Consider the following 21003-nt stretch of genomic DNA (forward strand, 5'->3'; position numbering starts at 1 on the left):
GAGACGAACATGACCGCCGCGAAAATCAAGGTGCTGTGCGTGGATGATTCCGCGCTGATCCGCAGCCTGATGACGGAGATCATCAACAGCCAGCCGGACATGGAGGTGGTGGGTACCGCCCCCGACCCGCTGGTGGCCCGCGACATGATCAAGCGCCTGAACCCCGACGTGCTGACGCTGGACGTGGAAATGCCACGAATGGACGGGCTCGACTTCCTGGAGCGCCTGATGCGGCTGCGGCCGATGCCGGTGCTGATGGTGTCGTCGCTGACCGAGCGCGGGTCCGAGATCACGATGCGCGCGCTGGAACTGGGCGCCGTGGACTTCGTGACCAAGCCCAAGCTGGGCATCCGCGACGGCCTGATCGAGTACACCGACACCATCGCCGACAAGCTCCGCGCCGCCGCCCGCGCCCGCGTGCGGGCCCGGCCCGAGGCGGCGGCCACCGGTGGGGCCCCGGCCGCGCCGATCCTGCGCGCGCCGCTGCTGTCGACCGAGAAGCTGATCATCGTCGGCGCGTCCACCGGCGGCACCGAGGCCATCAAGGAATTCCTGATGCCGCTGCCGCCCGATTCGCCCGCCGTCATGATCGTGCAGCACATGCCGGCCGGCTTCACCAAGTCGTTCGCGCAGCGCCTGAACGGGCTGTGCCGCATCACGGTCAAGGAAGCCGAGCACGGCGAGCGCGTGCTGCCCGGCTACGCGTACATCGCCCCGGGCGACTCGCATCTGCTGCTGGCGCGCAGCGGCGCCAACTACGTGGCGCACCTGTCGGCCGAGGCGCCGGTGAACCGGCATCGCCCGTCCGTGGACGTGCTGTTCGATTCGGCCGCCATCCACGGCGGCAAGAACGTGACCGGCGTGATCCTGACCGGCATGGGCAAGGACGGCGCCCGCGGCATGCTGCGGATGAAGGAAGCCGGGTCGTACAACCTGGCGCAGGACGAGCAGTCCTGCATCGTATTCGGCATGCCGAAGGAGGCAATCGCCACCGGCGGCGTGCATGAAGTCGTGCCACTGAACCAGATGAGCCAGCGCGTCATGGCCCACCTGGCGACGTTCGGCGCGCGGGCGCAGCGCGTGTAGTGCCGGAGCGCGCGCGGGAGAGGTCAGATCAGCAACAACAACCGGATGGCACCGTCATCCGCAACCGTTTTGGAGCCGTATAGTGGACAAGAACATCAAGATCCTCGTGGTCGACGACTTCCCGACCATGCGTCGGATCATCCGTAACCTGCTCAAGGAGCTGGGTTTCACCAACGTCGAGGAAGCCGAGGACGGCGCCGCCGGCCTGGAAAAGGCCAAGGACGGCAGCTTCCAGTTCGTGGTGTCGGACTGGAACATGCCCAACATGGACGGCCTGACCATGCTGCAGTCGATCCGCGCCACGCCCGGCATCGAGAAGACGCCGGTGCTGATGGTGACGGCCGAGGCAAAGAAGGAGAACATCATCGCCGCCGCGCAGGCCGGCGCCAACGGCTACGTGGTCAAGCCCTTCACGGCCGCAACGCTGGACGAAAAGATCACCAAGATCTTCGAGAAGCTCGGTCAATAAGAAGAGGTACGCGACATGTCGACGACTCCGACTTTCAGCCAAGAATCGGCCGAGCAGATCATCCATCGCATCGGCAACCTGACGCGAATGCTGCGCGACAACATGCGTGAGCTGGGGCTCGACAAGGAAATCGAGAAGGCCGCCCTGGCCATTCCCGATGCGCGCGACCGCCTCAACTACATCGCCGCCATGACCGAGCAGGCGGCCGAGCGCACGCTTACCGCCGTGGAACTGGCGCAGCCGCTGCAGGAAGACCTGGAAGGCAAGGCCACCGCGCTGGACAAGCGCTGGGACGAGTGGTTCGCGCAACCGGTGGAGCTGGGCGACGCCCGCGCGCTGGTGCTGGACACCCGCGAGTTCCTGACCGAGGTCCCGCAGAAGGCCAAGGCCACCGGCGGCCACCTGCTCGAAATCATGATGGCCCAGGACTTCCAGGACCTGACCGGCCAGGTGATCAAGAAGATGATGGACATGATCCGCACCCTGGAGCAGGAACTGCTGCAGGTGCTGATCGACAACGTCCCGGCGGACCGCCGTGTGGAAGCGGCCCCGACGCTGATGAACGGCCCGCAGATCAACCCGGAAGGCAAGGCCGACGTCGTGTCCGACCAGTCCCAGGTGGACGACCTGCTGGCCAGCCTGGGCTTCTGAGCCCGGCCTCCCTCTCCCGCCCCCCCGGGCGGCTGAGGATGGCGCTTGTGGTCTCCCCTCTCCCGCCCCCCCGGGCGGTTGAGGATGGCGTCTGTGGTCTCCCCTCTCCCGCCCCCCTGGGCGGTTGAGGATGGCGTCTGTGGTCTCCCCTCTCCCGCTGCGCGGGAGAGGGGCCGGGGGAGAGGGCCAGCGACCCAACCTGCCACCCACGCCGCCACCCCCCAACTCCCACCCCCAACCCCCACTCGCATTCGCTGGCACAATCGTGGTCGACCACGGTTTCCCCAGTGCCAGAGGATCGCCCCCATGCATGCTCGCCGTACCGTTGTTGTCGTCGCCGTTGCCGCCGCGTTTTCCGCCGGCATCGCCCAGGGTCAGACGCTGACCGTCCCGCAGGTTTCCCCATCCGTCGATAGCGCCTACGCCAGGCTGGAGGCCGCCCCGGTCTACCAGAAGCTGATGGCCGACGTGCGCGCCGACGACGCCCGCGCGCTGGCCGAACTGAAGACGATGACCGAGATCCCCGCGCCGCCGTTCAAGGAAAAGGCGCGCGCCGAATACTTCGTGGCGCGGCTCAAGGCGCTGGGGCTGACGGACGCCCATATCGACGCCGAAGGCAATGCCATCGGCATTCGCAAGGGCACCGGCAACGGGCCCAGGCTGCTGGTATCGGCCCACCTGGACACGGTCTTCCCGGAAGGCACCGACGTTACCGTGAAGGCGCGCGACGGCAAGCTCTACGCGCCCGGCATCGGCGACGACACGCGCGGGCTGGCCGTGCTGCTCTCGTGGCTCAAGGTGCTCAACGACAACAACGTACGCACCGTGGGCGACCTGGTCTTCGTCGGCAACGTCGGCGAGGAGGAACTGGGCAACCTGCGCGGCATGAAGGCCGTGTTCCGCGACCATGCCGACATCGACGGCATGGTCGGCATCGAACCCGGCACCGGCGAGCGCGTGCTCACGCAGGGCACCGGCAGCCACCGCTACGAAGTCACGTTCAAGGGGCCGGGCGGCCACAGCTTCGGCGCGTTCGGCCTGCCCAGCGCGATCCATGCGATGGGCCGCGCCGTCAGCAAGATTGGCGATGTCCGCACGCCCACCGATCCCAAGACCACGTTCACGGTGGGCACCGTTGGCGGTGGCACGTCGGTCAACGCGATTGCCGGCGATGCCCGCATGGCCATCGACATTCGCTCCAACGGCACGCCCGCGCTGCTGGAGGCCGAAAAGCAGATCATGGACGCGATCGCCGCCGGCGTGGCCGACGAGAACGCGCGCTGGAAGCCCGCGCGCGGGCAGGAAATCACGTTCCAGACGCGCATGATCGGCGACCGGCCCGCCGGGCAGACGCCCACCGACGCCGTGATCGTGCAGTCGGCGGTGCGCGTGATCCGAAGCCGCGCCAAGGAAGCGCCCTCGCTGCGCGGCGGCAGCACCGACGCCAATGTGCCGATGTCGCTGGGCATCCCGGCCATCATCATCGGCAGCGGCGGCAAGTCGGGCGGCTCGCACTCGCGCGACGAATGGTTCGATCCCACCAACGCCTACGAAGGCGCGCAATGGGGCCTGACCACGGTGCTCGGCCTGGTGGGCGTCGACGGCGTGGCCGATCCGCTGCTGGCGCGCCGCGCGGCCCGCACGGCCGCCGCGCGCTGATTGCAACGGCCGGCTAGGCGGTCAGCGGAAAGTTGCGATCGAACGTGGCCGCCACGTCCAGCCGCTGCTTCAGCAGCCCGGCCTGCAGGTAGAAGTCGGCGGTCTGCTGCTGGATGGCGACCACCTCGGCGTCGATGGCCTGCCAGCGTGTGCGGCGGCGCTCGAACTGCAGCCGCGCCGCCTCGGGCGGAATGCCGATGATGCGCGCCAGCGTGGCCGAGAACTCGGGCACGTGCTGGTACGACCAGACCTGCGCGCGCACCACGCGCTGCAGGAAGTCGGCCAGCACGGCGCGCTTGGTGGCCAGCGCCGTGTCGGTGGCAGCCAGGTAGCTCAGGCCGGACCACAGGCCGCGCCCGCTGACCAGCACGCGCGCATGGCCGCTGGTCTCGGCCATGGCTGTGTACGGCTCCCACGTGGCCCAGGCATCCACCGAGCCGTTGGTCAGCGCCAGCTTGGCATCGGCTGGCGGCAGGAAGCGGATGTCGGCGTCTTCGGGCTTCAGGCCGGCCGACGCCAGCGCCTTGAGCGTCACGAAATGGCCGATCGAGCCGCGATTGGTGCCGATGCGCCTGCCCTTCAGGTCGGCCGCGCTGCGCAGCGGCGAATCCGGCCGCACCAGCACGGCGGTGCCATACGGGTCTGACCGGTTGGCGCCGATCAGGCGGATGCGCGTGCCCGCCGCCAGCGCGAAGATCGCGGGCGCGTCGCCAATCGGCCCGCTGTCGACGGCGCCGGCGTTAAGCGCCTCGGCCAGCGGCGCGGCGGCCGGGAACTCGGTCCACTGGATGTCGTAGGTCAGGCCCTTGAGCGCATCGGCCGATTCCAGCAGCGCGCGCAGGCCGCCTTTCTGGTCGCCGGCCTTCAGCACCGGGCGGGGCTGGGCGTGCGCGGTGGGCAGGGCGCCGGCCAGCGCAACGGCGCTGGCGGCATGCAGGAACTGGCGGCGATCGATCGTCATGCGGGGCGGCAGTAAGGGTGACTGGAGCCCCGACCGTACGCCCGCCGCGCGCGAATCCCAACGAATGTTTTCGCAAGTCGTTATGCCCGGCCCCGGCCCGCACGCCTACGTGCGCGGCGCCGGCGCGTTGAGCGCGAACGCCGGCACGTCGTGCAGCGCCGCGACGATGGCGGCGATGTGCGGCCAGCGCTGCGCGACGTCAAAGCCCATGCGCCCGGCACCAATGGCCTGCGGGAACAGGTAGATGTCGGCCACGGTCGGCACGTCGCCCACCACGAAGCGCCCGGTGCGGCGCGCCGCCAGCCGTTCCTCGATCGCGCAGAAGCCCACGTCGACCCAGTGGCGCGCCCACGCGGCCACGCCCTCGGCGTCCATGCCGGGAATGGTCGACAGGCGCGCAGCCACGCGCGGCGGCAGCAAGGCGTGGATCTCGGCGGCGATCGACAGCGCAATGGCACGCGCAAACGCGCGGTCCTCGGGGTCGGCCGGCAGCAGCGGCGGCGTGCGGTAGCGTTCGTCCAGGTATTCGATGATGGCCAGCGACTGGGTAATCAGCTCACCGGTGTCGGTCTGCAGCGCGGGCACCAGCCCCTGCGGGTTGATCGCGCGGTAGCGGGCCTGGCGTGACTCGGCCGCCTCGCCAAAGATCGTGACCGGCTCGGTCTCGACCGCCAGGCCCTTGAGCGCCAGCGCGATCTTCACGCGCGACGTGGCCGATGACACCTCGTTGGCATAGAGCTTCATGATGTTCCTTCCGGGGCGGTCCCCGCTTGCAGTGGCGATGGCGCAAGCTTCGGGCGCCGGCGTATCGGCGATGTGTCGCGCACCGCCCGCGCGCGTATCGGCCTGTGGCGCCGCCGGCGCCAGATACACTGCGTGACAATGCAGCCTGCCCGGCGCGGTTGCATCGCCCGCCCGGTTGCGCTTCAATGGGCCCCTCGAAAACCTGCCCGATGCCATCATGGAACCCACGCCCGACACCCCGTCCCGCCCCGCGCTGCGCGCGCTGACCCCGCTGGAGGGCCGCGTGGTGGCCGTGCTGCTGGAAAAGCAGTTCACCGTGCCGGACACCTATCCGCTGTCGCTGAACGCGCTGGCCGCGGGATGCAACCAGAAGACGGCGCGCGCGCCGGTGATGAGCGTGACCGAGGACGAGATCCTGGCCGCCATCGACGGCCTGAAGTCGCTGAGCCTGGTCTTCGAGGGCAGCAGCAGCCGCGTGCCGCGCTTCGAACAGAACCTGGGCAAGGTGCTGGGCGTGCCGAGCCAGTCGGCGGCGCTGCTGTCCACGCTGCTGCTGCGCGGCCCCCAGACGGCCGCCGAACTGCGCCTGAACACGGCCCGGCTGCACGCGTTTGCCGATATCTCGTCGGTCGAGGCGTTCCTGGACGAACTGGCCGAACGTGCGCCCGCGCTGGTCGTGAAGCTGCCGCGCGCGCCCGGCGAGCGCGAGCACCGGTGGATGCACCTGCTGTGCGGCGACGTCAACGTGGCCGAACTGGCCGCGCCCTCGCGCGCCGACGCGGCGCCCGCGTCGCCGTCCGAGCTGGAAGCGCTGCGCATCGGCCATCGCGAACTGCAGGAAAAGGTGGCCCGGCTGCAGGCGCTGGTCGTGGAAATGGCCGGCCAGCTCGGCATCGAGATCGAACCGGGCCGGCTGGGCTGATCCGCCGGCCAGGCATGTAAGTGTTCGCTCTGCCCGCCCGCCATGCGGCAGGGCGGGCAGGCCGGCCAGGACCCCGGTCCGGGCGTCCCGCCCACCGGCCAACCCGCCGGCGGCCGATGCCACGTCCGAAACGTGACATCATCGGCCCCGATCCCGTCCGATGCCGGCATGATCGGCACATTCCGGCGATCCGGGCCTAAAGATCGCCACATCGGGGCCGTTATTCCCGCTGCCCCTCTCATTCCTGAAACAGGCACCTGTTTCCCCGCCTTTTCCCCCCAATGCCGTGACCCCCGGGCTTTGATAATCCTCGGTGACGAAGTGCCGCCCGCGCGCTTTGCACTGGAGCATTCATGTCCGAGGAAAGCGATCTCGAAAAAACCGAACCCGCCTCACCCCGGCGCCTGGAAAAGGCGCGCGAGGAGGGGCAGGTGGTGCGTTCGCGCGAACTCGGCACGTTCGTGATGCTGATGACCGGCGTGCTGGGGCTCTGGACGCTGGGCGGCCCGCTGGGCCGCAAGCTGAACGGGGTGATGCAGGCCAGCCTGGCGTTCGAGCCGGCCACGGCCTTCGACCCCAACCGCATGCTGTCGCAGTTCGCCATCGCCATCTGGGACAGCCTGCTGGCTTTCATGCCGCTGCTGCTGATGTTTGGCGTGGCCGCGCTGGTGGCCCCGCTGGCGCTGGGCGGCTGGCTGTTCTCGACCAAGTCATTCGCGCCCAATTTCTCGCGCCTGTCGCCGCTGGAGGGGCTGGGCCGGATGTTCTCGTCGCAGTCGCTGGCGGAACTGGTCAAGGCCATCGCGAAGTCGGTGCTGGTGGGCGGCGTGGGCGCGTGGATGGTGTGGCGCGAGCTGCCGGAGGCCATCGCGCTGATGAACGCCCCGGTCAACGAGGCCATGCTGCGCATGATGGACATGGTGCTGTACGTGTGCGGCATCGTGGCCGGATCGCTGATCCTGGTGGCGGCGCTCGACACGCCGTGGCAGCTCTGGACGTTCTACAAGAAGCTCCGCATGACCAAGGAAGAGGTCAAGCAGGAGATGAAGGAAACCGACGGCGACCCGCACATCAAGGCGCGCATCCGCCAGCAGCAGCGGGCCATGGCCCGGCGCCGGATGATGGCCGAGGTGCCCAAGGCCGACGTCGTGGTGACCAACCCCACGCACTTCGCCGTGGCGCTGCGCTACGACGAAGGCGCGCGCTGGAACGCGCCGCGCGTGGTGGCCAAGGGCGCCGACGAGGTGGCGGCCCGCATCCGCGAACTGGCCCGCGAAAACCGCGTGCCGGTGCTGTCGGCACCGCCGCTGGCCCGCGCGCTGCACCGCCACGTGGAAATCGGCCACGAGATCCCGGCCGGCCTGTACACGGCCGTCGCCGAGATCCTCGCCTGGGTTTATCAATTGAAGAACTGGCACTACAGCTATGGTCCGCAGCCCGATTCGCCGACCGACCTGCTGGTGCCGGATGAACTAGCCGTACCGGAAAGCCGCGCATGAACGCCCTGACCAACCTATTCAACATGCCCGCACTGCGGGGTGGCGCCCAGATGAAGGCGCTGGCTGGCCCGCTGCTGATCGTCATGATCCTCGGCATGATGATCCTGCCGCTGCCGGCGTTCATCCTGGACCTGCTGTTCACGTTCAACATCGCGCTGTCGATCATGGTGCTGCTGGTGGGCATGTACACGCAGCGCCCGCTGGATTTCGCGGCGTTCCCGGCCGTGCTGCTGTTCTCCACGCTGCTGCGCCTGTCGCTGAACGTGGCGTCGACCCGCGTGGTGCTGCTGGAAGGCCATACCGGCCCCGACGCGGCCGGCAAGGTGATCGAGGCGTTCGGCCACTTCCTGGTGGGCGGCAACTTTGCGGTCGGTATCGTGGTGTTCGCCATCCTGGTCGTCATCAACTTCATGGTGATTACCAAGGGCGCGGGCCGTATCGCCGAAGTCGGCGCGCGCTTCATGCTCGACGCCATGCCCGGCAAGCAGATGGCCATCGACGCCGACCTGAACGCCGGCCTGATCAACGAGGAAGGCGCCCGCAAGCGCCGGTCCGAGGTGGCGCAGGAATCGGACTTCTACGGCGCCATGGACGGTGCGTCGAAGTTCGTGCGCGGCGACGCCATCGCCGGCCTGCTGATCATGTTCATCAACGTGGCCGCCGGCATGGTCGTGGGCATGGTCCAGCACGACCTGGACTTCGGCACGGCCGTCCACAACTACACGCTGCTGACGATTGGCGACGGCCTGGTGGCCCAGATCCCCGCGCTGGTGATCTCCACGGCCGCCGGTGTGATCGTGTCGCGCGTGTCGAACGAGCAGGACGTTGGCCAGCAGCTGACCGGCCAGCTGTTCTCTGACCCGCGCGTGATGTTCATCACCGCCGGCATCATCGGCACGATGGGCCTGATCCCGGGCATGCCGCACTTTGCCTTCCTGCTGCTGGCCGGCGCGCTGATCTGGTTTGGCCGCTACATGATGCGCCGCGAGGTCAAGGCGACCGAGTCCAAGGCCAGCGAGGAACGCAGCCCGGCCGTGCAGGCCGAGGTGGCCGAAGCCACGTGGGAAGACGTCACGATGGTTGACCCGCTGGGCATGGAAGTGGGCTACCGCCTGATCACGCTGGTGGACCGCGGCCAGAACGGCGAGCTGCTGGGCCGCATCAAGAGCATCCGCAAGAAGATCGCGCAGGACATCGGCTTCCTGGTGCCGGTGGTGCACATCCGCGACAACCTGGAACTGAAGCCCAACGCCTACCGCATCACGCTCAAGGGCGTGGAGATCGGCAGCGGCGAGGCCAACCCCGGCCAGTGGATGGCGATCAACCCCGGGCAGGTCACCGGCACGCTGCCGGGCGCCGCCACGCGCGACCCCGCGTTCGGCCTGCCGGCCGTGTGGATCGACGCCGCGCTCAAGGAGCAGGCCCAGGCATACGGCTACACGGTGGTGGACGCCAGCACCGTGGTGGCCACGCACCTGAACCACCTGATCCAGATGCACGCATCGGAACTGCTGGGCCGCCAGGAAGTGCAGGCGCTGCTGGACCGCATCGGCAAGGAAGCGCCCAAGCTGACCGAGGACCTGGTGCCCAAGACGATCTCGCTGACCGGCCTGCAGAAGGTGCTGCAGAACCTGCTGGACGAAGGCGTGGCGATCCGCGACATGCGCACGGTGCTGGACGTGGTGGCCGAGAACGCGCCGAAGATCAACGACCCGGCCGAGCTGACCACGCTGGTGCGCGTGGCCCTGGGCCGCGCCATCACGCAGCAGCTCTTCCCGAACAACGCCGACATGCAGGTGATCGGCCTGGACGCCGGCCTGGAGCGCGTGCTGACGCAGGCGCTGGCCAACGGCGGCGGCATCGAGCCGGGCCTGGCCGATGCACTGCTGCAGCAGGCGCAGGGCGCCGTGGCCCGCCAGGAACAACTGGGGCTGGACCCGGTGCTGCTGGTGCCGCCGCCGATGCGCCCGCTGATGGCCCGCTTCCTGCGCCGCACGCTGCCCCAGCTGAAAGTGCTGTCGCATGCCGAGGTACCGGATAACCGCAACATTCGTATTACCGCCATGATCGGCGGCGCAGCGTGAGGACTGAACGATGAGCGTGGCAAAGTTTGTGGCGGCCAACGGCCGCGAAGCGATGCGCAAGGTGCGCGAGGCCATGGGCCCCGACGCCGTGGTGCTCTCCAACCGCACCATCGAGGGCGGCGTGGAAATCGTGGCGATGCGCGATACCGACCTGGGTTCGGTCAGCGCCAGCGCCCAGCTCTACGAGCCGGCCGCGCTGGCGTCGCCGGCGCCGCTGCCGATGCTGCAGGCGCTGCACGATGCGTACCCGTCGCAGCCGGCCACCATCCTGGCGCCGACGCCCGACGCCTTCGCGGCCATGCCGCCGGCCCACGCCGGCCAAGGCGACGCGATGCTCGGCGACCTGCGCGGTGAACTGGCGTCGATGCGCTCGCTGCTGGAGCGCCAGTTCGCCGGCCTGTCGCAGGGCGGCAATGGCGTGGCCGCCGGCGATCCGCTGCGCGAGTCGCTGTTCGAATGGATGGTCAACGCCGGGTTCTCGGGCCAGCTTTCGCGCACGCTGCTGTCGCGCCTGCCCGTGGGCACCGACCGCCCGGCCGCGATGGCCTGGATCCGCCAGGAACTGGCCAGCAAGGTGCCGGTGCTGGCCGACGAGGACGCGCTGTTCGCGCAGGGCGGCGTGCTGGCGCTGATCGGCCCGACCGGCGTGGGCAAGACCACCACCACCGCCAAGCTGGCGGCCCGCTTCGTGCTGCGCCACGGCCCGCAGAGCCTGGCCCTGCTGACGACCGACCGCTTCCGGATCGGCGCGCACGAGCAGCTTCGCATCTACGGCGACATCCTTGGCGTGCCTGTGCACGCGGTCAAGGACGCCGCGGATCTGCGCTTCGCGCTGTCGGCCATGAAGGACAAGCACCTCGTGATCATCGACACGGTGGGCATGAGCCAGCGCGACCGCAGCCTGTCGGACCAGATCGCCATGCTGGCCGGGGTGCAGATGCCGATGCAGCGCGTGCTGCTGCTGAACGGCGCCGCGCACGGCGACACGCTCAACGAGGTGGTGCACGCCTACCGCAACGACGCCGCCGGCGCCGCTGGCGGCATCGACGGCTGCATCATCAGCAAGCTCGACGAAGCCACGCACCTGGGGTCCGTGCTTGACGTGGTGATCCGCCACCGGCTGCCGGTGTTCTACGCATCCACCGGCCAGCGCGTGCCCGAGCATCTGGAACTCGCCCAGGCCGGTGCGCTCGTGGAACGTGCATTCCTGACGCCGCGCCGCGGCTCGCTGTTCAATGACGCCGACGTGGCGCGCCGCCAGGCCGGGGCTGCCGAAGCCGCCACGCCGCGCCAGGCCGACCGCAACGGCGGCGCCGACGACGTGCTGCGCTCGCTGACCGACAGCGCCAACGCCGTGGGCGTCTGCGTGGAAGAACTGAGCGGCCCGCAGTACGGCTTCGACCTGGCTCGCCAGCTCTGGCAGCAGCGTGCCGGCGGCGCGTCGGCGCTGCGTCCGATGGTGCAGCAGGTGCGCCTGGCCATGTGCCGCGACGCCAGCCGCGCGTGCGACCGCTACGTGCTGAACGTGACGCAGAACGTCGCGCAGACCGTGCAGGGCCGCCGCGCCCCGCAGATGATGCAGCACACGCTGTGGCTGGCCGACCGCGACGGCATGCCGCTGGCCAGCACGGTGGTGTCCGCCGTGCGCGCCCGCCATTCGCTGTCGGAAGCCGAGGCCGATGCCGAAGCCGCCACGGTGCGCGCCACGCTGGCCGCCGCCCGCACGGTGGTGAACCTGAACAGCTCGCTGCCCACGCCCGCCACGCTGGCCCGCTGGCAGCAGACGGGCGAACGCTGGATCGCCGGCGCGCGCAAGACCATGCGCGTGATCGCCGACGGCGCCGCCAACAAGCTCGACACGGTGGCCGACACGCTGACGTTCCACGCCATCGGCGACGTGACGTACCGCGACCGCGCCGCCGCGCACTGGCTGGCCCACGGGCTGGTCCGCATTCCGGACGGCCAGGTGCGTGCCGCCGCGCGCGGCAAGGGCCATGCCGGCGAGAGCGGCACCGAAGCCTGCCTGGTGGTGTCCCGCCTGGTCGACCACGAGACCGGCGACACGGTGTCGGTCGAATACACGCTGTGCGATCCGGCACTGGCCGACGACGCCGCCCAGGTGGCGCGCTGGTCGCAGTGGACGCTGGCGGCCGAGGAACAGTTCCGCACGCTGCGCCACGCGATCGAGCATTTCGCGCAGGACGGTGACGCGGATGCGGCGCCGTGCGAAGGCATGGTGTCGCTGCAACTGGGCCTGACCGCGCTGCGCCTGCAGCACACGCCCACGCCGACCGCGCCGGCCTTCCTGTCGCGCCTGGCTGGCCGGGCTTCCGCCCGCGTGAACGCTCCGGTGGCCGGCGCCGTGCTCAACGAAGGCATGGGCCGCCTGCTGGCGCTGCTGGACGTGCTGGAGAACTATCCGGGCCGCGGCGCCGCGCCGGCGCCCGCGCTGCACGACGACGTGCCCGAATCGGCCACGTCCGCCATGCAGGCCATGGCCGCCATGGAAGCCACGCAAGCCATGCCGCAACTCGCGGCCGCCGGGGAGTAAGCCTTGAACCTGATGGGCTCCGATCAGGCCGAAAGCCTGCGCCGCCTGCTGGCGCCGCGCGTGACGCGCCGCATCGCCGTGGTGGGTGCCGAGCCGGGCGTGGGCGCCACGACCGTGGCGCTGGGCCTGGCCAACGCGCTAGCGATGCAGGGCGAGCGTGTGCTGCTGGTGGACGAGGACCGCTACGGCGCGCGCGCCATGCGGCTGGCAGGTGCCGCCCCGGCCGCGACGCTGGCCGACGTGCTCGACGGCCGCGCGCCGTTCGCGGCGGCGGTGGGCACGCGGCCTGCCACCGGCATTGCCGTGCTGCAGGCCGGCCATCCGCCGGTTGGCATGTTGCCGGCCGAGCCGGTGCTGGCCGCGCGTCTGCCCGACGTGCGCTCGCTGCTGGTGGACGCCCGCCGCGACGCCACGGGCGCGCTGTCGGTGCTGGCCGGGCAGTCGCACAACTTCGTGATCGTCATGCGGCCCGAGGCCACGTCGATCACGGCCGCCTATGCCTGCATCAAGCGGCTGCATCACGAATACGCATGCCGTCACTTCCAGCTCGTCGTCAACCTGGCGGCCGCGGAGGGAACGGTCACGGCGCTCGCGCGCAACCTGGCCCGCACGGCGAGCCAGTACCTGGGCGTGGAGGCCAGCCTGGCAGGGTACCTGCCGATGGATCCGCTGGTGGCGCGTGCGCTCCAGCTGGGGCGGTGCGTGGTGGAGGCGTATCCCGCCGCCACGGCTACCGGTGCGTTGCGGCACATCGCCAGCCGTATCGGCGCATGGCCGCTGCGCCAGGAAGCAGCGCTCCTGGGCACGGCTCCGGCCGTGCCCGCATGACCTCGCAAAGAACAAGAAGTCCCGACAAGACCGGAAACTCAGCCTGCCAGACGCCGACTCCCAGTAACAGCCGGCTTTGGCAAACACAGAAAGCATTTAACGAGAGTTCCACCATGTACACGATTCAGGGAAAGCTCGAGCAGGCGGACGTGGTCAAGTCGCACGCGCCACTGGTGCGGCGCATCGCGCTGCAACTGGCGGCCAAGCTGCCCGCCAGCGTACAGATCGACGACCTGATACAGGCCGGCATGATCGGCCTGCTCGACGCCGCCAAGCGCTACGAAGACAACCATGGCGCGCGGTTCGAGACCTACGCCAGCCAGCGCATCCGGGGTGCCATGCTCGACGAGGTGCGCGCCAACGACTGGCAATCGCGCAGCCTGCGGCAGTTCACGCGCAAGATCGAGCGCACGCAGCGCCAGCTGGAGCAGAAGCTGGGCCGCACGCCGATCGACTCCGAGGTGGCCAAGGAGCTGGAGATGCCGCTTGAGGAGTACCAGGAGCTGCTCAACGAGGTCTACGGCTGCCAGCTGCTGCACTACGAGGATTTCGAGCGCTCGGGCGAGGAAGACTTCCTGGACCGCCACCTGGGCGTCACCGACGATGCCAACCCGCTGACGGTGCTGATGGAATCGGGCATGCGCGAGGCGCTGATCCGCGCCATCGACAAGCTGCCGGAGCGCGAGAAGCTGGTGCTGTCGCTGTGCTACGACCAGGAACTGAACCTGCGCGAAATCGGCGCGGTGCTGGAAGTGACCGAGTCGCGCGTGTGCCAGATCCGCAGCCAGGCCATCGCGCGCCTGCGCACCCAGTTGCGCGGGATGCTGTGATGCGGCGCGTACTGATCCTTGCCGCGCTCTGGGCAATGGGCCAGGCCGCGTCCCACGCGCAGACGCCGGCGCCCGTGTTCACCCGGGCCAACTACGAGATCGCCGGGTCGCGCTTTGCGTGGACGGCGTCGTCGATGGGCCCGCAGATCGCCAGCAAGGGCCAGCGTGCGCTGTCGGCGCCGATCATGCCGCTGGCGACGATGCCGCAGGCCATGGGCCGCATCACGTCGGTACGCTGGCGCTACAGCTTTACCCGCACGCCGCCGGTGGACCTGCAGGCCTACCTGTGCAACGCCGACCGCTGCGTGATGCTGCCGGGCGCCGAGGGCCGCACCGACGCCTTCGTGGGCGACGATGCCTCCAAGGGCTTCGTGTTTGCCTATCGCATCCCCGGCCACGGCGGGCTCGCCCCGATGCTCCAGGGCCGCAGCAACGAGGTCACCGTCAACTACCGCTGACCCGCCGCCGGGCCCCACCGGGCCGTGCAGACGGTCACCGAACGCCACATCCGGCGCCCGGTGGCACGCTTCCTGCGCTTTCCCCGCCCAGCAACGTGCGGAAAGCGCGACATTCGTCCCCTATGCATCCCGGCTGCGGCGTAGCCATGCCCGCGTATCGCTGCCGCCATGTAATTCCTACGTGCAAGTCTCGCCACGTTGCCATCCTCTGTCAGCCAGAAAGGATCCAACGCAATGGAAGATTTCCGCGACATCAAGCTTTCCCGCCGCGAGTTCGTGGTGGCCGGGGCGGCATCGGTCACGGCCGCCGCCGTGCCGGCCGGCGCCGCCACGCCCCCGGCGGCCGGCGCCAGCGTGGCGCCCGGCGCGCTCAAGCCCGTGGCCGCCAACGTATCGTTCGTCGTCAACGGCCAGCCGCGCGCGCTGGCGCTGGACACCCGTACCACGCTGCTCGATGCGCTGCGCGAGCACCTGCACCTGACCGGCACCAAGAAGGGCTGCGACCACGGCCAGTGCGGCGCCTGCACGGTCATCGTGGACGGCAGGCGCATCAATTCCTGCCTGACGCTGGCCGTGATGCACGAAGGCGCCACCATCACGACCGTGGAAGGGCTGGGCCATCCGAACCGGATGCACCCGATGCAGGTGGCATTCGTCAAGCATGACGGCTACCAGTGCGGCTACTGCACGCCGGGCCAGATCTGCTCGGCCGTGGCCGTGCTCGACGAGATTCGCGCCGGCATTCCCAGCCACGTGACGCCGGACCTGAACGCCCGGCCGCAGGCGTCGCCGGGCGAGATCCGCGAGCGCATGAGCGGCAACATCTGCCGCTGCGGCGCCTATTCGAACATCCTGGACGCAATCACCGAGGTGGCGGGAGGCCAGTCATGAACCCGTTTACCTACGAACGCGCGGCCACCCCGGCCGACGCCGCCGCAGCGGCGATAAAGCACCCCGGCGCGCGCTTCATCGCCGGCGGCACCAACCTGCTGGACCTGATGAAGCTCGGCATCGAGGCGCCCACGCATCTGGTGGACGTCAACGGGCTGGCGCTGGACAAGATCGAGCCGACGCAGCAGGGCGGCCTGCGCGTGGGCGCGCTGGTGCGCAACACCGACCTTGCGGCGGACCCGCGCGTGCGGCGCGACTACGGCGTGCTGTCGCGCGCGCTACTGGCCGGTGCGTCGGGCCAGTTGCGCAACCGCGCCACCACGGCCGGCAACCTGCTGCAGCGCACGCGCTGCCCCTATTTCTACGACACGGCCCAGCCGTGCAACAAGCGCCAGCCGGGCAGCGGCTGCGGCGCCATCGGCGGCTTCAGCCGGCAACTGGCCGTGATCGGCGGCAGCGACGCCTGCATCGCCACGCATCCGAGCGACATGGCCGTGGCCATGCGCGTGCTGGACGCCAGCGTCGAGACGGTGCGCCCGGACGGTCAGCGGCGCGTCATCCCGATTGCCGATTTCCATCGGCTGCCCGGCAACACGCCGCATATCGAAACCGTGCTGGAGCGCGGCGAGCTGATCACGGCCGTGACGCTGCCGCCGCCGGTGGGCGGCGTGCACCTCTACCGCAAGGTCCGCGACCGCGCCTCGTACGCGTTTGCGCTGGTGTCCGTGGCGGCCATCGTGCAGCGCGACGGCACGGGCCGCGTGGCGCTGGGCGGCGTGGCCCACAAGCCGTGGCGCGTGGCCGCGGCCGATGCCGAGATGCCGCACGGGCCCACGGCCGTCACCCAGCGGCTGCTGGACGGCGCCACGCCGACGGCGGAAAACGCCTACAAGATCCAACTGGTGCGGCGCACGGTGGCCGCGGTCCTGACACAGGCCAAGGGGTGAAGCCATGAAATTCGACACACCCGCGACAACCAATCCCATCGACGCCGGCCGCGTGGTCGGCCAGGCAGTGGACCGTATCGACGGCGCCCGCAAGACCACGGGCACGGCCACCTACGCCTATGAATGGCACGACGTGGCGCCGAACCCGGCCTACGGCTACGTGGTCGGCGCCGGCATCGCCAAGGGGCGCATCCGCACGATGCAGCTGGACGCCGCCCGCCGCGCGCCGGGCGTGCTGGCCATCGTCACGGCCCAGAACGCCGGCAAGCTCGGCAAGGCCAAGCGCAACACGGCCAGGCTGCTGGCCGGGCCCGAGATCCAGCACTACCACCAGGCCATCGCGCTGGTGGTGGCCGAGACGTTCGAGCAGGCCCGTGCCGCCGCCGCGCTGATCCGCGTCGACTACGCGGCCGAGAAAGGCCAGTTCGACCTGGAGGACGCGTGCTGCTTTTCCGCCAAGCCGAAGAAGGATTCGAAGCCCGATACCGAGGTCGGCGACTTCGAAGGCGCCTTCGCAGCCGCGCCGGTGCAGCTCGACGCGCGCTACACGACGCCGGACCAGTCGCACTGCATGATGGAACCGCATGCGTCGATGGCTGCGTGGTCGGGCGACAAGGTGACGATCTGGACCGCCAACCAGATGGTGGCCTGGGCGCACGAGGACATGGCGACCACGCTTGGCATCCCGAAGGAAAAGATCCGCATCGTCTCGCCGTTCATTGGCGGCGGCTTCGGCGGCAAGCTGTTCCTGCGCGCCGAGGTGCTGCTGGCCGTGCTGGGCGCGCGCGAGGCCCGGCGGCCCGTGAAGGTGGCGCTGACGCGGCCGCTGATGGCCAACAACACCACGCACCGGCCGGCCACGATCCAGCGCATCCGCATCGGCGCCACGCGCGATGGCAAGATCACGGCCATCGGCCACGAAAGCTGGTCGGGCGACCTGCAGGGCGGCCAGCCGGAGACGGCCGTGATGCAGACGCGCCTGCTCTATGCGGGCGCCAACCGCATGACCACGATGCGGCTGGCAACGCTGGACCTGCCCGAGGGCAACGCCATGCGCGCGCCGGGCGAGGCGCCCGGGCTGATGGCGCTGGAAATCGCCATCGACGAGATGGCCGAGAAGCTGGGCATGGACCCGGTGCAGTTCCGCATCCTCAATGACACCCAGGTGGACCCGGAGAAGCCCGAGCGGCCGTTCTCGCAGCGCCGTTTCGTGGAATGCCTGCGGCTGGGGGCCGAGCATTTCGGCTGGAACCGGCGCAACCCGAAGCCGGGGTCGATGCGCGAGGGCCAGTGGCTGATCGGCATGGGCGTGGCGTCGGCGTTCCGCAACAACCTGCTGACGAAGTCCGGCGCGCGCGTGGCCATCGACGCGGGCGGCGCCGTGGTCGTGGAAACCGACATGACCGACATCGGCACGGGCAGCTACACGATCATCGCGCAGACCGCGGCCGAGATGATGGGCGTGCCGCTGGACCGCGTGGTGGTGCGGCTCGGCGATTCGAACTTTCCGGAGTCGTGCGGCTCGGGCGGGCAGTGGGGCGGCAACAACGCCACGGCGGGCGTCTACGCGGCCTGCATGAAGCTGCGCCAGACGCTGGCCGAACGCGCCGGGCTGGACGCCGCGCACGCGGTGTTCGAGGGTGGCCAGATCCGGGCGGGCGGACGCAGCGTGCCGCTGGCGCAGTTCGCGGGCGCGTCGGCCGAGGACATCATCGAGTACGGCGACCTGGACAAGAAGTACCAGCAGTCCACGTTCGGCGGCCACTTCGTGGAGGTGGCCGTGGACCTGGCCACCGCCGAGGTGCGCGTGCAGCGCATGCTGGCCGTCTGCGCGGCGGGCCGCATCCTGAACCCCAAGTCGGCCCGCAGCCAGGTGATCGGCGCGATGACGATGGGCGTGGGCGCGGCGCTGATGGAGGCGCTGCACGTCGACAAGCGCGTGGGCTTCTTCGCCAACCACGACCTGGCCAGCTACGAGGTGCCCGTGCACGCCGACATCCCGCACCAGGAAGTCATCTTCCTGGACGAGACCGACCCGATCTCGTCGCCGATGAAGGCCAAGGGCGTGGGCGAACTGGGCATCTGCGGCGTAGCCGCCGCCGTGGCCAACGCGGTGTACCACGCTACCGGGGTCAGGGTGAGGGATTATCCGGTCACGCTGGACAAGATGCTGGCGGCGATGCCGGTGGTGGGGTAGGGGGGATTTGGCGCGGGGGATTTGCTCCCCTCTCCCGCAAGCGGGAGAGGGGAGACAACCGGCGGCAATGAAGTAGCGCAGTCGAACACCCCCTACCGCCCCAGCCGCTCCAGCAATCCCTTCAACACCCGCTGTTCCTCCGCCGACAGGCCGCCCGCGATCCGGGCGTCGTGCGCGCAGACCGCATCGGTAACCTCCCGCAGCGTCTTTTGCCCGGCATCCGTCAGCACCAGGCCGAACGCGCGCCGGTCGGTCGGGGAGGGCACGCGCTCGACCAGGCCCATTGCCTCCAGCGCGTCGACGAGCAGCACCGCGCCGGAGCGGGCGATGCCCAGGATCGTTGCCAGGTCGGTCAGTTTCAGGTTGGCGTTGCGCGCGATGATCTGCAGCGCGGAGAAGCGGGGCGGCGTGATGTTCCACGGGGCCAGCGCGGCCACGAAGTCTTCGTAGACGCGGATCTGCGCGCGGCGGATCGCGTATCCGATCAGCGAATCGAGCACCCCGTAGTCGACATTGGGCAGGTGGGGGTCGAAGTGCCCGCCGTTGGGGTCGGGCGCCAGCGCCTCGCGCGTCTTGCGGGACGGCGCCATGCTCACCTGACCATGAAGTAGCGCAGCACCACCCGGTCCGGGTAGCGCGCGCCCGAGGCCACGAACAGGTGCTGCATCAGCCAGCGATAGCGCGGCGCGGCGGTCTCGAAGCGGGGCGCGGTGCGGAAGTAGATCTCGGCCGGGTCCACCTGTTCGCCGCGGTTGAGCCGGGCGATGACCGCCGCGCTGCCGCTGCGCACGCCGGCGTTGACGATGTAGATGCGCGCGCCGTCGTCGGTTTCCAGCACATAGCGGGCCTCGATGTCGGCCGTGGTCACGTCGTCGCCGCCCGGGTGCCGGATCAACTGGAAGTCCGCGCCGCCCGGCAGGATGTGGCCGTTCAGGCGCGGGCCGCGCACCGTGCCCGACAGGATCGGGATCACGCGGCGCTGGCCCAGCGGCGTCACGCCCACCTCGGTGGGCGGCGCCACCTGCAGGTCGAAGTCGGCCACGTGTTCCAGCGTGGGCTGGGCGATGCCGGCGCTCATTTCAGGAGCTTCCAGTTGCCATTGTCGATGGTCAGCAGCACCCGCCCGCGCTGGTCGAAGCCGAAGTGGTCCTGCGCCGTGTAGTTCAGCACGCCGTGCGACACGACGATGTCGCGCTCCGACTCCAGCGCGTCCTTGAGCGCCTTGCGGAATTCCGGCGTGCCCGGCTTGGCCTTCTTCAGCGCCACCGGCACGATCCGCTGCAGCACCAGCCCCGCGTCATACGGATGCGCGCCGAACTGCGTGCGGCTCTCGGGGCCGTACTGTTTCTCGTAGCGGGTCACGTAGTCCATGCCCGGCTTCTTGGCGGCGCTGGTGGCGGGAAGCTGCTCGGCCACGATCACCGGGCCGGCGGGCAGGATGGCGCCGTTGACGGCCTTGCCGCCGATGCGGATCAGGTCGCGCGTGGCGGCGCCGTGGGTCTGGTAGACCGGGCCCGTGTAGCCGCGCTCGCGCAGCGTGGTATGCGGCAGCGCCGCGCCCGTGCCCGCGCCGGCAATCAGCACCGCATCCGCGCGCGCGGCAATCAGCTTCAGCGTCTGGGCCGTGACGCTGGTGTCGGAACGCGCATAGCGCTCGGCGGCCACGACCTTGATGCCGTTGGCCTGCGCGGCGGTGGTGAATTCCTTGAGCCAGGTCTCGCCGTAGGCATCGGCAAAGCCGATGAACGCCACGGTCTTCACGCCGTTGGCCTTGGCGGCGCCGGCCACGGCCTCGGCCATCAGCTTGACGGGCTGCGCCAGCCGGTACGTCCACGCGCCGCGGCCGGGCTTGAGTTCGATCGGCGAGAACGCCAGCTGCACGGTCTGGCTTTCGTCGGCCACTTCAGAGATGGCGATCGACGGCGCCACGGCCGACGAGCCCAGGATGATGTCGACCTTGTCCTCGGTGACAAAGCGCCGCGCGATCTTGGTGCCCTGCGTGGGGTCCGAGCCATCGTCCATGACGATGTAGTGGATCTTCTCGCCCGCAATGGTCTCGGGCAGGAACGGCATGGTGTTCTTCTGCGGGATGCCCAGCGACGCGGACGGCCCGGTGGAGGCGATGCTGACGCCGACGGTCACGTCGGCCCGCGCCGTGGCGCTCAGCAGCATCAGCGCGGCGGCCGCGATGGCGGCGCGCGGGATCAGGAATTGGGGCATGTTGTT

19 protein-coding genes are annotated in these 21003 nt (G+C 69.9%); 14 read left to right on the top strand and 5 right to left on the bottom strand.

The genetic code is table 11. The features are described 5' to 3' along the window. The first annotated feature begins 9 nt into the window (after positions 1-9). The 4 genes from EHF44_RS22810 (at position 10) to EHF44_RS22825 (ending at position 3865) form a co-directional block, all read left to right on the top strand. A complete protein-coding gene (locus EHF44_RS22810; protein WP_124685960.1) occupies positions 10-1086 on the top strand; it encodes a protein-glutamate methylesterase/protein-glutamine glutaminase in 1077 nt (358 codons plus the stop codon). A gap of 82 nt (positions 1087-1168) precedes the next feature. Next, complete coding sequence (gene cheY / locus EHF44_RS22815) at positions 1169-1555, top strand: chemotaxis response regulator CheY (RefSeq protein WP_124685961.1); 387 nt, start codon at positions 1169-1171, stop codon at positions 1553-1555. A gap of 15 nt (positions 1556-1570) precedes the next feature. Further along, a complete protein-coding gene (cheZ, locus tag EHF44_RS22820) occupies positions 1571-2206 on the top strand; it encodes a protein phosphatase CheZ (protein WP_124685962.1) in 636 nt (211 codons plus the stop codon). 306 nt (positions 2207-2512) lie between these two features. Beyond that, entirely contained in the window at positions 2513-3865 is a 1353-nt protein-coding gene (locus EHF44_RS22825; protein WP_124685963.1) for a M20/M25/M40 family metallo-hydrolase, read from the top strand. Between the two features lie 13 nt (positions 3866-3878). Here EHF44_RS22825 and EHF44_RS22830 read toward each other — a convergent pair whose 3' ends face one another. Then, positions 3879-4826, bottom strand: coding sequence for an ABC transporter substrate-binding protein (locus tag EHF44_RS22830; RefSeq protein WP_124685964.1), 948 nt, complete (start codon positions 4824-4826; stop codon positions 3879-3881). 105 nt (positions 4827-4931) lie between these two features. Continuing rightward, positions 4932-5570: a maleylacetoacetate isomerase gene (gene maiA, locus EHF44_RS22835; RefSeq protein ID WP_124685965.1), complete on the bottom strand. Its 639-nt coding sequence runs from the start codon at positions 5568-5570 to the stop codon at positions 4932-4934. 217 nt (positions 5571-5787) lie between these two features. Between maiA and EHF44_RS22840 the strand changes: the two genes are divergently transcribed. The 10 genes from EHF44_RS22840 (at position 5788) to paoC (ending at position 18777) form a co-directional block, all read left to right on the top strand. Further along, positions 5788-6492, top strand: a complete 705-nt coding sequence (locus EHF44_RS22840) for a YceH family protein (RefSeq protein WP_124685966.1) — start codon at positions 5788-5790, stop codon at positions 6490-6492. A 353-nt stretch (positions 6493-6845) separates the two neighbouring features. After that, on the top strand, positions 6846-7991 hold the full coding sequence (gene flhB, locus EHF44_RS22845; protein WP_124685967.1) for a flagellar biosynthesis protein FlhB: 1146 nt from the start codon (positions 6846-6848) through the stop codon (positions 7989-7991). Next, positions 7988-10075 carry a flagellar biosynthesis protein FlhA gene (gene flhA / locus EHF44_RS22850; RefSeq protein ID WP_124685968.1) on the top strand — a complete coding sequence of 696 codons (2088 nt, stop codon included), beginning with the start codon at positions 7988-7990 and terminating at the stop codon, positions 10073-10075. The genes flhB and flhA overlap by 4 nt, the downstream gene beginning before the upstream one ends. Before the next feature lie 10 nt (positions 10076-10085). After that, entirely contained in the window at positions 10086-12626 is a 2541-nt protein-coding gene (flhF, locus tag EHF44_RS22855; RefSeq protein WP_124685969.1) for a flagellar biosynthesis protein FlhF, read from the top strand. Between the two features lie 12 nt (positions 12627-12638). Further along, positions 12639-13454, top strand: coding sequence for a MinD/ParA family ATP-binding protein (locus EHF44_RS22860; protein ID WP_124686742.1), 816 nt, complete (start codon positions 12639-12641; stop codon positions 13452-13454). A gap of 113 nt (positions 13455-13567) precedes the next feature. Beyond that, positions 13568-14284 carry an RNA polymerase sigma factor FliA gene (locus EHF44_RS22865; RefSeq protein WP_124685970.1) on the top strand — a complete coding sequence of 239 codons (717 nt, stop codon included), beginning with the start codon at positions 13568-13570 and terminating at the stop codon, positions 14282-14284. Continuing rightward, positions 14284-14742 (top strand): flagellar protein FlhE, encoded by a 459-nt coding sequence (locus tag EHF44_RS22870; protein ID WP_437340334.1) that lies wholly within the window; start codon positions 14284-14286, stop codon positions 14740-14742. The genes EHF44_RS22865 and EHF44_RS22870 overlap by 1 nt, the downstream gene beginning before the upstream one ends. Before the next feature lie 234 nt (positions 14743-14976). Further along, complete coding sequence (gene paoA / locus EHF44_RS22875; RefSeq protein WP_124685971.1) at positions 14977-15633, top strand: aldehyde dehydrogenase iron-sulfur subunit PaoA; 657 nt, start codon at positions 14977-14979, stop codon at positions 15631-15633. Continuing rightward, on the top strand, positions 15630-16580 hold the full coding sequence (locus tag EHF44_RS22880; RefSeq protein WP_124685972.1) for an FAD binding domain-containing protein: 951 nt from the start codon (positions 15630-15632) through the stop codon (positions 16578-16580). Before paoA ends, EHF44_RS22880 begins: the two co-directional genes overlap by 4 nt. A gap of 4 nt (positions 16581-16584) precedes the next feature. Beyond that, the gene (gene paoC, locus EHF44_RS22885; protein ID WP_124685973.1) at positions 16585-18777 is read left to right on the top strand and encodes an aldehyde oxidoreductase molybdenum-binding subunit PaoC; all 2193 of its coding nucleotides are present in this window, start codon (positions 16585-16587) and stop codon (positions 18775-18777) included. 92 nt (positions 18778-18869) lie between these two features. Here paoC and EHF44_RS22890 read toward each other — a convergent pair whose 3' ends face one another. Genes EHF44_RS22890 through EHF44_RS22900 form a run of 3 tightly spaced genes read right to left on the bottom strand, consistent with a single transcriptional unit; the run spans position 18870 to position 20997 of the window. Then, positions 18870-19367 carry a MarR family winged helix-turn-helix transcriptional regulator gene (locus tag EHF44_RS22890; protein ID WP_124685974.1) on the bottom strand — a complete coding sequence of 166 codons (498 nt, stop codon included), beginning with the start codon at positions 19365-19367 and terminating at the stop codon, positions 18870-18872. Between the two features lie 2 nt (positions 19368-19369). Next, positions 19370-19855, bottom strand: coding sequence for a DUF3237 domain-containing protein (locus EHF44_RS22895; protein ID WP_124685975.1), 486 nt, complete (start codon positions 19853-19855; stop codon positions 19370-19372). Then, on the bottom strand, positions 19852-20997 hold the full coding sequence (locus EHF44_RS22900) for an ABC transporter substrate-binding protein (protein WP_124685976.1): 1146 nt from the start codon (positions 20995-20997) through the stop codon (positions 19852-19854). Before EHF44_RS22900 ends, EHF44_RS22895 begins: the two co-directional genes overlap by 4 nt. Between the last annotated feature and the right edge of the window lie 6 nt (positions 20998-21003).

This window comes from Cupriavidus pauculus (genome assembly GCF_003854935.1).
Lineage (GTDB): Bacteria > Pseudomonadota > Gammaproteobacteria > Burkholderiales > Burkholderiaceae > Cupriavidus > Cupriavidus pauculus_C.

Bases quoted from the DNA above. Each gene is read 5' to 3' on its own strand.
- EHF44_RS22900 (WP_124685976.1), bottom strand. From the start codon at position 20,997: ATGCCCCAATTCCTGATCCCGCGCGCCGCCATCGCGGCCGCCGCGCTG.
- EHF44_RS22830 (WP_124685964.1), bottom strand. From the start codon at position 4,826: ATGACGATCGATCGCCGCCAGTTCCTGCATGCCGCCAGCGCCGTTGCG.
- flhF (WP_124685969.1), top strand. From the start codon at position 10,086: ATGAGCGTGGCAAAGTTTGTGGCGGCCAACGGCCGCGAAGCGATGCGC.
- cheZ (WP_124685962.1), top strand. From the start codon at position 1,571: ATGTCGACGACTCCGACTTTCAGCCAAGAATCGGCCGAGCAGATCATC.
- flhA (WP_124685968.1), top strand. From the start codon at position 7,988: ATGAACGCCCTGACCAACCTATTCAACATGCCCGCACTGCGGGGTGGC.
- flhB (WP_124685967.1), top strand. From the start codon at position 6,846: ATGTCCGAGGAAAGCGATCTCGAAAAAACCGAACCCGCCTCACCCCGG.
- paoC (WP_124685973.1), top strand. From the start codon at position 16,585: ATGAAATTCGACACACCCGCGACAACCAATCCCATCGACGCCGGCCGC.
- EHF44_RS22865 (WP_124685970.1), top strand. From the start codon at position 13,568: ATGTACACGATTCAGGGAAAGCTCGAGCAGGCGGACGTGGTCAAGTCG.
- EHF44_RS22860 (WP_124686742.1), top strand. From the start codon at position 12,639: ATGGGCTCCGATCAGGCCGAAAGCCTGCGCCGCCTGCTGGCGCCGCGC.
- EHF44_RS22880 (WP_124685972.1), top strand. From the start codon at position 15,630: ATGAACCCGTTTACCTACGAACGCGCGGCCACCCCGGCCGACGCCGCC.
- paoA (WP_124685971.1), top strand. From the start codon at position 14,977: ATGGAAGATTTCCGCGACATCAAGCTTTCCCGCCGCGAGTTCGTGGTG.
- EHF44_RS22810 (WP_124685960.1), top strand. From the start codon at position 10: ATGACCGCCGCGAAAATCAAGGTGCTGTGCGTGGATGATTCCGCGCTG.
- EHF44_RS22895 (WP_124685975.1), bottom strand. From the start codon at position 19,855: ATGAGCGCCGGCATCGCCCAGCCCACGCTGGAACACGTGGCCGACTTC.
- maiA (WP_124685965.1), bottom strand. From the start codon at position 5,570: ATGAAGCTCTATGCCAACGAGGTGTCATCGGCCACGTCGCGCGTGAAG.
- EHF44_RS22840 (WP_124685966.1), top strand. From the start codon at position 5,788: ATGGAACCCACGCCCGACACCCCGTCCCGCCCCGCGCTGCGCGCGCTG.
- EHF44_RS22890 (WP_124685974.1), bottom strand. From the start codon at position 19,367: ATGGCGCCGTCCCGCAAGACGCGCGAGGCGCTGGCGCCCGACCCCAAC.
- EHF44_RS22870 (WP_437340334.1), top strand. From the start codon at position 14,284: ATGCGGCGCGTACTGATCCTTGCCGCGCTCTGGGCAATGGGCCAGGCC.
- EHF44_RS22825 (WP_124685963.1), top strand. From the start codon at position 2,513: ATGCATGCTCGCCGTACCGTTGTTGTCGTCGCCGTTGCCGCCGCGTTT.